Source organism: Pseudomonas sp. CLCA07 (assembly GCF_053615335.1).
This window is the reverse complement of sequence record NZ_CM132131.1, coordinates 4,206,902-4,219,405: the sequence shown is the minus strand read 5'-3', so window position 1 is coordinate 4,219,405 and position 12,504 is coordinate 4,206,902. Positions and strand designations below refer to the sequence as shown.

11 protein-coding genes and 1 pseudogene are annotated in these 12,504 nt (G+C 48.4%); 6 read left to right on the top strand and 6 right to left on the bottom strand.

All coding sequences use genetic code 11. The features are described 5' to 3' along the window. Positions 1-296 precede the first annotated feature (296 nt). The 4 genes and pseudogenes from moaE to ACWGZX_RS19315 form a co-directional block, all read right to left on the bottom strand. On the bottom strand, positions 297-749 hold the full coding sequence (gene moaE, locus ACWGZX_RS19330; protein ID WP_452625039.1) for a molybdopterin synthase catalytic subunit MoaE: 453 nt from the start codon (positions 747-749) through the stop codon (positions 297-299). 3 nt (positions 750-752) lie between these two features. After that, complete coding sequence (locus ACWGZX_RS19325; RefSeq protein WP_452625038.1) at positions 753-995, bottom strand: MoaD/ThiS family protein; 243 nt, start codon at positions 993-995, stop codon at positions 753-755. After that, positions 992-1,465: a cyclic pyranopterin monophosphate synthase MoaC gene (moaC, locus tag ACWGZX_RS19320; RefSeq protein ID WP_162437327.1), complete on the bottom strand. Its 474-nt coding sequence runs from the start codon at positions 1,463-1,465 to the stop codon at positions 992-994. The genes ACWGZX_RS19325 and moaC overlap by 4 nt, the downstream gene beginning before the upstream one ends. A gap of 236 nt (positions 1,466-1,701) precedes the next feature. Then, positions 1,702-1,950 (bottom strand): annotated as a pseudogene (locus ACWGZX_RS19315) (PhoH family protein); the annotation flags it as partial. 478 nt (positions 1,951-2,428) lie between these two features. On the opposite strand from ACWGZX_RS19315, the gene ACWGZX_RS19310 reads away from it, so the two are divergent. From ACWGZX_RS19310 to ACWGZX_RS19290, 5 genes are read left to right on the top strand one after another with little or no spacing between them, the layout of a single operon-like run. After that, entirely contained in the window at positions 2,429-3,541 is a 1,113-nt protein-coding gene (locus ACWGZX_RS19310; protein ID WP_452625037.1) for a SagB/ThcOx family dehydrogenase, read from the top strand. Between the two features lie 24 nt (positions 3,542-3,565). Further along, positions 3,566-5,401, top strand: coding sequence for a methyltransferase domain-containing protein (locus tag ACWGZX_RS19305; protein WP_452625036.1), 1,836 nt, complete (start codon positions 3,566-3,568; stop codon positions 5,399-5,401). Further along, positions 5,398-5,661 (top strand): hypothetical protein, encoded by a 264-nt coding sequence (locus ACWGZX_RS19300; RefSeq protein WP_452625035.1) that lies wholly within the window; start codon positions 5,398-5,400, stop codon positions 5,659-5,661. The genes ACWGZX_RS19305 and ACWGZX_RS19300 overlap by 4 nt, the downstream gene beginning before the upstream one ends. A gap of 18 nt (positions 5,662-5,679) precedes the next feature. Continuing rightward, positions 5,680-6,960, top strand: a complete 1,281-nt coding sequence (locus ACWGZX_RS19295; RefSeq protein WP_452629035.1) for a carbamoyltransferase C-terminal domain-containing protein — start codon at positions 5,680-5,682, stop codon at positions 6,958-6,960. Beyond that, on the top strand, positions 6,957-8,180 hold the full coding sequence (locus tag ACWGZX_RS19290; RefSeq protein WP_452625034.1) for an MFS transporter: 1,224 nt from the start codon (positions 6,957-6,959) through the stop codon (positions 8,178-8,180). Before ACWGZX_RS19295 ends, ACWGZX_RS19290 begins: the two co-directional genes overlap by 4 nt. 184 nt (positions 8,181-8,364) lie before the next feature. Here the strand turns inward: ACWGZX_RS19290 and ACWGZX_RS19285 are convergent, their stop codons facing one another. Next, positions 8,365-9,759, bottom strand: coding sequence for a PhoH family protein (locus tag ACWGZX_RS19285; protein WP_452625033.1), 1,395 nt, complete (start codon positions 9,757-9,759; stop codon positions 8,365-8,367). Between the two features lie 349 nt (positions 9,760-10,108). Next, positions 10,109-11,233, bottom strand: a complete 1,125-nt coding sequence (locus ACWGZX_RS19280; protein WP_452625032.1) for a polysaccharide deacetylase family protein — start codon at positions 11,231-11,233, stop codon at positions 10,109-10,111. Positions 11,234-11,474: 241 nt separating this feature from the next. Between ACWGZX_RS19280 and yaaA the strand changes: the two genes are divergently transcribed. Then, positions 11,475-12,254 carry a peroxide stress protein YaaA gene (yaaA, locus tag ACWGZX_RS19275; protein WP_027924847.1) on the top strand — a complete coding sequence of 260 codons (780 nt, stop codon included), beginning with the start codon at positions 11,475-11,477 and terminating at the stop codon, positions 12,252-12,254. Positions 12,255-12,504 lie beyond the last annotated feature (250 nt).

Genomic DNA, 12,504 nt, shown 5'->3' with positions numbered 1-12,504 from the left:
TGTTGGTTTGGCAAGACAGAAGAAAGAGCTGAAACGGGGAACGTCTTTTTGTACTTGGAATTCCATACTGGACTTTTATGTATTATCCGTCAATCGGACAAGCGGGATCATGCCTGGCCGATGGTCGGGTGGCGAGTCAGGAGGTTATTGGGTGAAGCGAATGGCCCTATCGCGAGCAGGCTCGCTCCCACAGGGGATCTTTGTCATACACAAATTTGGTGTTCATGAAGATCTACTGTGGGAGCGAGCCTGCTCGCGAAGGCGGCAGAGCAGACAACAAAGAAACAACAAGTTGTTTACTGCTTCCAGCGATCCGCCGCCGCATGATCACTGTCACGCCCTTCCACCCAACGTGCGCCATCGCTGGTGACTTCTTTCTTCCAGAACGGCGCACGGGTTTTCAGGTAATCCATGACAAACGCACAGGCATCGAAGGCTGCCTGGCGGTGGGCGCTGGCGGCGCCGACGAAGACGATCGGTTCTCCCGGTTCCAGAGCGCCGATGCGATGCAGCACTTCCAGCTTCAACAGCGGCCAGCGCTGCTCAGCCTCCAGGGCGATCTTGCCCAGGGCCTTCTCGGTCATGCCTGGGTAGTGCTCAAGAAACATCCCGGCCACATCAAGTCCGTCATTGAAGTCGCGCACGTAGCCGACAAAACTCACCACCGCGCCCACGCCCACATTGGCGGCGTGCATGGCGTTGACTTCGGCACCAGGATCGAACGCCGTGGACTGCACGCGAATCGCCATGGATCAGCCCCCGGTCACGGTCGGAAAGAACGCCACTTCATCGCCATCGCTGACCGGTTCGTCGAGCTGGCAAAGGTCTTCATTGCGGGCGCACATCAGGTTCTGCTCGCTCAGCACATCGGCACCGTCGCGCTGAGCCAGCAGCGCGCGCACGTCATCGACCGTGACGAAATCACCTTCAACCTTGACCGAGTCCACGCCAAGCGCTTCGCGATATCGAGCGAAAAACTTCACGGTGACGTTCATGGTTGATCCGCCTGGAAATGCCCGCTCTTGCCACCGACCTTCTCCAGCAGCCGCACGCTTTCGATGGTCATGCCGCGATCCACGGCCTTGCACATGTCGTAGATAGTCAATGCCGCCACGCTGGCGGCGGTCAGCGCTTCCATTTCGACGCCGGTCTGCCCGGACAACTTGCAACGCGCGACGATGCGCACGGTGTCGTCACCTTCGGCACTGAGCTCGACTTTGACGCCGGTCAGCATCAGCGGATGGCACAGCGGAATCAGATCGCTGGTTTTCTTCGCCGCCTGAATGCCGGCAATACGCGCCACGGCAAACACATCACCCTTGGGGTGACCGCCACTGACGATCATCTGCAGGGTGTCGGGCAACATGCGCACCAGCGCTTGGGCCGTCGCTTCACGGAACGTCACGGCTTTTTCGGTGACGTCGACCATGTTGGCGCGACCTTGGGAATCGAGATGAGTCAGCACAGGGTTACTCCTGATCAGGAGCGTCGATTGTAAACCTGCAGGTCAATTTTCCGCACGCGATTATCCAGTCACTTTGATCCTTGTGGGAGCGTGGCTTGCCCGCGATGGGATCTGCGCGGTGTGCCTGATGCGCCGCGGTGTCTGCATCGCGGGCAAGCCACGCTCCCACAATAGATTTGTGATGGCCATAAAAAAACCGGGCGACCTGTGAAGGCCACCCGGTCTGGGTGAAGCAGTTACAAATGCGACTCTGCGTATTCGGCCAGAATCGAACGAGGCACCCCTTGCAGGGTGATGTGCACACCGTTGGGGAAGTCTTTGAAGCGTTCGGTCAGGTATGTCAGCCCGGAGCTGGTCGCGGACAGATAAGGGGTGTCGATCTGCGCCAGGTTGCCCAGGCATACCACTTTGGAACCGGCGCCCGCACGGGTGATGATGGTTTTCATCTGGTGCGGGGTCAGGTTCTGGCATTCATCGATCAGGATTCTCCTCCTCTTGGCCAATATTTTTTGGTATTGGCTGAAGCGGCCCCCAAAGAAGCCATTACGTAACTAAATACTACCGATTAAGACTTTCTCAGAATGCATCGAAGCAAATGTAGTTGAAGTGTATATCTGCAACAACCTGATTAACTTAATAAAACAGCTGCAAGTAGGAGTTCGGTGTAAGACTTATAAACCACCCAGGCACGAACCATCCTACAAGCCCAGTTATTGACTAGCAAATACAACGCGATTAGTTTCGCCAATGAAGTCCTATGACTTCAATCCATACAGACTAAAACTCAAGAGGTTCTTATTATGCGCAAAGCAAATCTGCAAACTCGATTAACAGCTCTTTCCAATAACGCTTACAACATCCTGATTACACCGGCAAAACCGGAATCAAAACTGGTCAGTTAATTTTGGCCAATGCCGAGAGAGCCTCCAGACTCTCTCGGCACAGTTTTACGGAGCATGTAAGATGAGTGAGTTTAAAGTTAATGAAAACCTGACAATTACCTTAAACGAAGGGATTTTCGGATTATGGAACTTGGAAACAGGTGAACAGTACGAGATATTCGAACGACGCTATCTTGACAGAATTTTCGAACTCAACGAATTAGTTGGTATGCCTTACACATCAAAACCCGAGGATGGAATACTGATTGAAGCAGAAATATTACTAATAGGCGAAAAAGCTGAACAATATCAAAATACGCAAAAAGCTAATGGTCCTTGGGGTTGGGACCCTATTTCAAAAATATTTCATCTTGGAAGCAAGCACAACTTTCCAAGCGACTTGAAAAACACTGAAGAAAACAAAGAGATAGGCTATGTGAGCTTTTGCGAAAGCATCGCAGAAAGCGCCCCAACTCTCGACATTGAACGAGAAGGAGAGCTAATAAAACTTCCATCATGGAACAGCAACACAATTGATACTTATAGTCTGAAGAAAGCACTATGGGAGAGGACAACAAGTAGAAATTTCAATGGGGAGCCTGTCCCACTGGAAATGGTATCTAATATTTTATTCACTACATTCGGAAAAATCCACGGCGACTCGCATAAAAAAAATCTCGCAGAACGCGGCATTTCGACGGTTGGCTATCGTAGATCCTCACCAAGTGCCGGGTGCTTACAAGCAACCGAGGCCTACTTGATTGCTTTAAATGTTAGCAACCTAGAGCGAGGCATCTATCACTATAGGTCCCACCAGCATGTGTTAACAAAATTGGATAGTGGAATAAACGCCGACTTATCACAAATATTATGCCATCAAAACTTCGCAGTGGAAGCGGGCTTCCTGATAGTAATGAGTTCGCGATTTGATAAGCTTTGGTGGAAATACCCACATTCACGTGCTTATCGATCAGCTTTAATGGATGTTGGACATTTATCTCAGACATTCAATCTCGTAGCCACAGCTCACAAACTTAACACCTGGCTAACCGGATACTTTATAGACAACCTACTAAATGAACTTATAAAGATTGATGGATTTAATGAACATTCGTTATTTGTTTTAGCAGGTGGACATGGCCTGCAAGATCCTCTTAGCCCCGGAGTAGTAAAACTTTTGAAGGCAGTAAAATAAAACAAATTATTCTTAGGTGCTCACATGCACGATGATACGTTGAGAAAAAAAGAATACTCCGAAAAAATCAGAGAAATGGCAGATTCCAGCTTTAACAACAACAAACTCCAAGAAGCTGCACGGCTATACGAATTGAGTATAAAGAACGATTCAAAAAACGTAAAAGCGTTGAACAATTTTGCGGCTTTATACGAAGAACTGGGTGACAAAAATAAGTCAGAACGCCTTTACAAGCTTGCTTGCGCCTTACCAGGAGCTTCAGAAGCGGACAAACTTAAGTTCCATCAAAACCTAGCATCCATTCAAGAAAAAAATGGAAAAACCAATGCTGCACTCTGGACATACCAATCAGCCGCAAAAATAGAAGGCTTCACAAAAAGCAGAATTGCCTTTAACTATCTTGATTTACTTCAGTCGGTCCACCTTACCTCATTTGATGCAGCAACATTCGCCAGTCTAGCGACACTTTTTAATACAGAAGGAATAGACATTGACACACTAACCCGAGTGTACTTTTCACAGCTAGCACTCAAATTTGCAAAGATGACACATACAAAAGAAGAGTGCGCCATACTTATTCTGGACATAATCGAATCGGAGCAAATTGCTTTAGAACTTTTGAGTAACAGCCTAATTTCGAACCACATCATAGAGGAAGCCATTATAACCATAAGAAAAAAACTTATAGAGTCCATACTCAGCAACAACTACAAAAAAACACACCCAGCATTCCTTCGCGCCCTAAAAAAACAATGCAAGCTAAATGATTTCATCTATCTGACTGATAAAGAAGAACTGTCAAATGTAGAAAAACTAAAAGAAAAAGCCCTAAAAGTGTCATCAACAATAAAAATTGATGCGCAGTTAATACTTGAATCCTACTCAGATACAAACGTTATAAACACATTAAAAAGCCAAAACCATTTAAATTGCCGGATTACTAAAAAGCAAAACAAAGAAGTTACATTACCAGTCCTTCAGAAAAGCAGAACGCTTATCCAGAATTTTTATGAATCAAATCCATATCCAACATGGACATCCAAACCAAAACATTCTGAATCGACACTCGATGAGCTTTTCATAAAGCTAAACCTAAAGCAAGCACCGCCAAACAATAACAACATATTAGTTGCAGGATGTGGAACTGGACGTCATGCGATTCAACTCGCCTTAACTTACCCACACACAAATATCATAGGACTGGATGTTAGCAAAGCAAGCTTGCAATATGCCACACGAAAGAGGGAAGAATACAACATTAGAAACTTGGAGTTCATCCACGGCGACCTAAATAACATTCTCTCTTTAAATATGAGGTTCAGCCTTATTGAGTGCATTGGTGTTCTACATCACTTACAAGATCCTTTGAAAGGATGCCAAGCAATTCTCTCCGCCCTCGAAAATGGTGGTATTGCTAAAATAGGACTGTATAGCACATACGCTCGAACTCCTATTGCAGAATTGGCAAACCTTGCGTCCAAAAACGAAATCCTCTACACACCCAGCAATTTAGAAAGAATACGGGATTTGTCAATTCAAAACTATAAATACAAAAGAATAAGCGAAATAGTTAACTCACAAGATTTCTTTAGTAGAAGTGGGTGCATGGATTTACTTTTCAACCCGCTGGAAAAAACGTTCACAACCCGTGACATTCACTCATTAATAAGAACCTTAAATTGTGAATTTGCAGGCTTTGAAAAGGAAGGACAAAACAAATCCCCTGCGTTTAGAAAATTCAACGAGCATTCGAACCTGGATTCTCTTTTTAGCGCTTGGGAGTTATTTGAAAACTTTAACCCAAATTTTTTCAGTGAAATGTACCTATTCTGGTTAAAACCCATAAGGAATCACCAATGAAAATACTAGGCGTAAACACGGGCCATGACGGTCACATATGTCTCATTGAAAATGGAAAATTAGTCTTCAGTTATGAATCGGAAAAAAATGGCGGCAACAGGTATGCCCCTCTTTCCCTGAGCTCAGCAATAACCCACGCCGTTCAAAACATAGAAGATCTTGACGCAATCGCTGTAAGCGGATGGGCTGAAGGTATGGACCCCAGAAATCATCCAACTGAAGGCGGTTATCTTGGTCTTAATATCGAACAATCAACCTGAAATTTTGCTGGGAAAAATATAGCGTGGATAAACTGCAGCCATGAAATATCACACATATTCGCCTCTTACGCACTGTCCCCCTATGCGGAAAAAACATCTTGCTACGTATTACTTTGGGAGGGCTTCATAGGCAATTTTTATAAAATCAACTCTGACATGACGATTCAAACTATAGGCAATATTCTGCAAGGGCCGGGTCTTCGTTATGCATTTACCTACGGCTTAGCCGATCCAACTTTCAATTTAAAAAAAGGTTATTGCAGGCTCGGTGACGCGGGAAAAATGATGGCGTTAGCTGCATTTGGAACAAATGGTGAACCAGATGCATCCGAGTCAAAGGTTATTGACTACATAATCAACTGCAACTCAGCAATAGACACACTCAACAAACTTGACTTAAAAGATAGCGGCTTTTACAACATAGGTGTCAACACAACGAAATTTTGCAACCTGGCAAGAAAGCTATCAGACAAGCTTTTTAACGAATTTTATGATTTCATCAGTACACACATTACAGAAAAGCTTCCGCTTTTAATTGCAGGCGGCTGTGGCTTGAACTGTGAATGGAACAAAAAATGGGAAACCTCCGAATTATTCGACGGGGTTTTTGTTCCACCGTGTACAAATGATACAGGTGTCGGGATCGGGGCGTCCGCGATTGCCCAAAATTTATTAACTGGTAAAGCAAAACTTGAATGGTCCGTATATTCAGGACAACCTTTTATTTTCAACCCCACAAAAAACTCCTCATTTTCACCAAGTCCATTGGTACTCGAACACGTGTGCGAAGCGCTTATTTCTGGAGAGATTATTTGTTGGGTACAGGGAAATTGTGAAATAGGACCCAGAGCCCTAGGCAATAGATCAATAATAGCGGCACCATTTTCTGCGAACACAACTGAAAAGCTTAACTCCATAAAAAAAAGAGAGCACTATCGCCCAGTAACTCCCATCTGCATAGAGGAGGATGCCAATCTTTACTTTGAAAACTGCATTCAAAGCAAATTCATGCTGTCATTTCATCATGTAATTGACAAACGACTTAAAGCAATTACTCATATCGATGGAACAGCAAGAGTTCAGACAGTCAGCCTTCAAGACAACATTAAAATGTACAAGCTTCTACTCGAGTTCAAAAAACAGTCGGGCGTCAGCGTCCTTTGCAATACCTCGCTGAATTTCAAAGGCAAAGGTTTTATAAACACACTTTCAGATCTTGAGTTATTTTGCTCAACCAATAATATATCCACATTTGTTGTAGATGACGTAATGTACCACGCTAAGGGGATAGCGCAGTGAGCGTTCCCCACGTGAAAGGGTACGGTTATTTATGTGGAGTACGATTTAGTAGCTCTGTAACACTGTGGGTAGACTTCATTTTAATTTTTACTGTCCTTACATTCGCATATGACGCTTCCCCACAAACTTTGGGATATGCAGCGGCGCTGTACGGCTTACCGACACTGTTCCTGGGGCCATTAATCGGTACGCTTGCAGACCATACTAGTCCTATAAAATTTTTACTAGTAAGTTTCACCTTCAGATTTATCGTTGCCTGCCTCTTATTTGGAGCGAGTTCTGAATCTATTTTCTTAACATTAGTCTTCCTTAAGGGAGTATCGAACCTTGGTTCTGGTGCGGCAGAAATAATCTTGACGAGGAAGCTTCTTACAAACAAAGACCTGATCAGCAATATTTCACTAATCACGGTAATGGATCAATTTATCAAGGTCTGCTCACCTTTAGCTGCAGGTATTATTGCAAGCATGTCAGACAAAGCGTATGGCTTTTTAATTTCCGCGCTTTTTTCACTATTAGGGATATTCTGCGTGATTTTGCTTTCTATGAGTAACCGGCAAAAAAATATACACACATCTGATAAGCGGTCCTTTGGGAGTTTAAAGGCCCTGAAAGTATTACTAAGCTCCGGCCCATCCACACAACTATTTTTTATCTGTGCCTTAATCCAATCCGCTGTACTGGGATGCTATGACTCGCTACTGAGTCTGCATATAAAAAACCTGGGGCTCGAAGAATACGTATTTGGCGTTGTCGTTAGCTCTACCGCACTAGGTGGAATTATTGCAGGTTTGAGTTTTAAATTAGTTTACCCCCATAAAATTTTCTTCTGCTCTACGTTCTCCCTGTTTACATTCGGTGTAATGGTAGTAATGGCGGGATCATTAACTGAACCAAGTAATCTGACAACACTCGCAATACTAATACTAGTATTCTCCATTGCAGGGTATGCCTATGGATTGACATCTTTAGGGTTTGGCGTAACCCTACAGAAATACTGCCCTTTATCTAATTTGGGAACAGTATCAGCATCCAGCCGCAGTTTGATGTTGATATTTATGATTACAGGACCAATTTTTGGGGCATGGCTTTCAACGCTCTTGTCAATCGGAGGCGTTCTTGTTGCTTCAGGTGCTAGTGCAATATTGTTCGGTGCGTTTTTACACATAAAATACCGCGACATTTTTTTCGCAGAGACAAGTCGCATCATCAACGAATAAATAGTTACGCCCCCCAAACTCTACTGCCTTGGCTTAGAAAACGTGGAGTATTGTAAATTTAGATTTTGAAAATATACAGAAATAGACTTCTGAAGGGCCGTTAGGAGTACAAGCAAGTTTAATACTAGATAAAGGCAGCGGATAAAAACCGGGCGACTTTGAGCTCGCCCGGTTATCAGAGGGTTTACAAATGCGATTCAGCGTATTCAGCCAGAATCGAACGAGGTACCCCTTGCAGGGTGATGTGCACACCGTTGGGGAAGTCTTTGAAGCGTTCGGTCAAGTACGTCAGCCCGGAGCTGGTCGCGGACAGGTAAGGGGTGTCGATCTGCGCCAGGTTGCCCAAGCACACCACTTTGGAACCGGCGCCGGCACGGGTGATGATGGTTTTCATCTGGTGCGGCGTCAGGTTCTGGCATTCATCGATCAAAATCAGACTCTGCTGAAAGCTGCGACCTCGGATGTAGTTGAGGGATTTGAACTGCAACGGCACTTTGCTGAGGATGTAGTCGACGCTGCCATGGGTGTTTTCGTCATCCATGTGCAAGGCTTCGAGGTTGTCGGTGATGGCGCCCAGCCAAGGCTCCATTTTTTCTGCTTCGGTACCGGGCAGGAAGCCGATCTCCTGGTCCAGGCCCTGCACGCTCCGGGTGGCTATGATCCGGCGATAGCGTTTGCTGACCATGGTCTGCTCGATCGCCGCCGCCAGGGCCAGGATGGTTTTACCCGATCCGGCCGCACCGGTCAGGTTGACCAGGTGAATATCCGGGTCCAGCAAGGCAAACAGCGCCAGGCTCTGATAGATGTCACGGGGTTTCAGGCCCCAGGCTTCCTGATGCAGCAGCGGTTCCTGATGCAGGTCGAGGATCAGCAATCGGTCTTCTGAAATTTCCTTAATCCAGCCGACAAAACCCTGTTCATCAATGATGAACTCATTGACGTGCACCGCCGGCAGGTTGTCGATCAGTTGCACCTCGTGCCAGGTGCGGCCATGGTCCTGCCGGGTTTCGACCTTGCTTACACGGTCCCAGAAGGAGCCGGTCATGTTGTGGTAACCGTTGGGTAGTAATGAAACGTCGTCAACCAGCTGGTCGGTGCTGTAGTCCTCGGCCGCGATCCCGCACGCCCGGGCCTTGAGGCGCATGTTGATGTCTTTGGTGACCAGCACGACGGGCAACTTGGGTTCGCGTGCGTGCAGATCGATCAACTGGTTGATGATGATGTTGTCGTTCAGGTGTTCGGGAAGAATGATGTTTGGTTCGGCGCGTTTGCTCATCAGAATTGACAGCAAACCCTTTGGCCCACTCTTGCCACGCTGGATCGGTACACCCAGCTCTACATCTTCAGGACTGGCATCACCCAGCGTCTTGTCAATCAGGCGAATCGCCTGACGGCATTCCGCAGCCACGTTGTGATGCCCGCTCTTGAGCTTGTCGAGCTCTTCAAGGACGGTCATCGGGATGGCAACGTGGTGTTCTTCGAAGTTGAGCAGCGCGTTTGGATCGTGAATCAATACGTTGGTATCGAGTACATAAAGGATTGGCTGGTTGGAGGAAGAACTACGTCCGTGATCATCCATACTCGGTCACCTTTGTGGGAGCCATTCGACGCAATACCGTGACAGTGCTGCGCCTCGAAGTGACTACCGAATTCACCCCGCCCTACCGACAAAGAGCTGACTCAAGTGAACTGCATCAAGCGGGGTCTTGGGAGACGCCACCTGTGTTGCAGGTTTCGGCGGTCTGCCTTCGTAATACTCCAAAACGTGTGACAGAAAAAAGTACTTTGACGCTTTTTTGAAGTTTATTTTTCAGAGTGACCAAAAACACTTGGCGGACTGCCATCACCCCGTTAAAGTCGGAAGTCCGCCTGCATCGAAATCTCTCCCAAAAATGCCCAAAACCCAATGATTACGGGGTTTGTGCGTTTCAGCGAAAACCGTCCTGACAGTCTTCCCAACCGATCCCGCTTTGCGCCGTTTGCGTGATGAGCCAGGGCATCGCCGTTTTCACCGCGTCCTGCTTCACATTGAAATTGATCACGCCGTGGCGCCACAGCAACATCAGCGTCAACACCCGTTGTGCACTTGGATTGCCCTTGAGCTTGCCCGCCCCGTCCTGCGCATCGATATCCCATAGCGCTACCCGCAAGCCCTGAGCATTGAAGAAGCCTTCGGCATCGGAGCGACGTTGGCCATCGGGCGGACGAAACAGTGGCACGTAATTCTCCGGCAACTTGCTTTTGACCAGTTCAACGCTGCGTCGTACCGAGTCCTGCCAGTCCTGCCAGTGGCTGTGGGAGCGGAACTCCCAGCCCTGGACGCCGATGCATTGCTGCGAGTACATCGCTTGCAGGCTAGCCACTGATTGTTCGGCCAGACGCGTCTGAATGTCCTTGCCGAGGACGAAAAACGTGCCGCTGATGTTCGACTTGCGCAGGTACTCGGCGACCCAACCGGTGTTGTCTGGTACGACGTTGGCGGCGCTGTCGAAGGTCAGCAAAAACAAGCGGTCATGCATCCCGTCGCCGTTGCGCTCATAGTCGCCAAAACGATCGACTTCGCTGCTGGTCTGCGGAAACAGGGCGGCCTTGCGCAGTTGCTCGTCCAGGTACTGGGCGTGGAACAATCGGCTCGGCTCGGCCCATTTGATGTAGTAGCTCTCTTCGCTGACCTGGAACTTGGCCGCTTGCCCGCGCAAGGTGTCCATGTCCTCGACCAGGAAACAGAAGGACGCATCCTGATCGCAGCTTTGCTGGGCGAAGTTGTAGTTGGTCAGCAAGCGCTGCCACAGGCGCTGGCGCAGTTGGCTGACCGCTTCCAGATTGATTTTGCGTAACCCAAGATGCTGGGCCAGGGCGGGTTCATCCAGCGATTCGCTGGCCAGCAGCACACGGGCAAACATGAGGATTTCGGCCCGAGACGCCACGTCGAACAAGGTCGGGCTACTGAGCTTCTCTGGCCAGGTACTGCGATCCAGCGTCACCACATCGCCGGGCGCCGCCATGGCGCCAAAGCTCAACAACCAGGCCGAGAATAGAAAAACGATACGCAATGGGATGTCTCCATAACAAAACCCGCGCGGCACTATATATCGAGACGTTCAAAAGATCGCAGCCTCGCGTTGCTCGGCAGCTGCTACACAATCCAATCCCAACTCGGTCCCTGTAGGAGCTGTCGAGCAACGCGAGGCTGCGATCTGCCCCATGACACCACCCATCACCTATGACACCCATAGCTGGAGTCAACACAGACAACCCCCTAGAATCGCGCCCACGATTAAAGGAGACGACTTCATGCTGATGGTGATTTCCCCCGCCAAGACCCTCGATTACGAAACACCGCCCGCGACCCAGCGCTTTACCCAACCGCAGTACCTCGATCACTCCCAAGAGTTGATCATGCAGCTGCGCGACCTGACACCGGCGCAAATCAGCGAGTTGATGCACGTTTCCGACAAGATCGGCGGGCTCAACGCCGCACGTTTCGGCAGCTGGACTCCCGCATTCACACCGGAAAACGCCAAGCAAGCGCTGCTGGCCTTTAAAGGCGACGTGTACACCGGCCTTAATGCACAAACCTTCAGCGAAGCCGATTTCGATTACGCCCAACAGCATCTGCGCATGTTGTCCGGCCTGTATGGCCTGCTGCGGCCTCTGGACCTGATGCAACCGTATCGGCTGGAGATGGGCACCAAACTGGCGAATGCCCGTGGCAAGGACCTGTATGCCTTCTGGGGCACGCGAATCAGCGAATGGCTGAACGAAGCGCTGGCCGATCAAGGCGATGACGTGCTGCTGAACCTGGCGTCCAACGAGTATTTCTCGGCGGTCAAACGCAACGCCTTGAACGCGCGCATCATCAATACCGACTTCAAGGACCTGAAGAACGGCCAGTACAAAATCATCAGTTTCTACGCGAAAAAAGCCCGCGGCATGATGAGCCGCTTCGTCATCGAAGAGCGCATCAACAACCCTGCCGACCTCAAGCAATTTGACGTTCAGGGTTACCGCTACAGCGCCGAGCAGTCCAAACCGGACAATCTGGTTTTCCTGCGCGACCACGCGCCCGAATAGATGCACGTATAGGGTGCACGACATCGACAACCTCGTCGTGCACCCACCGCAGATCGTCCAACAATCTCCCTCCCGCTTTGCCGATTTATTGGCGCCAAAAAAACATCACTCGCTTTTTCTAACTTTAGTTTCACTCGACTTCGATCTTTTTTTTCAGTAGTGGCACTGAAAATATTTATCGGTAGTGGCATAAAACTATCGAGCTCGGTAATCACCCTATGTATCAAGGGTGAAACTGCTAGTGCCATCA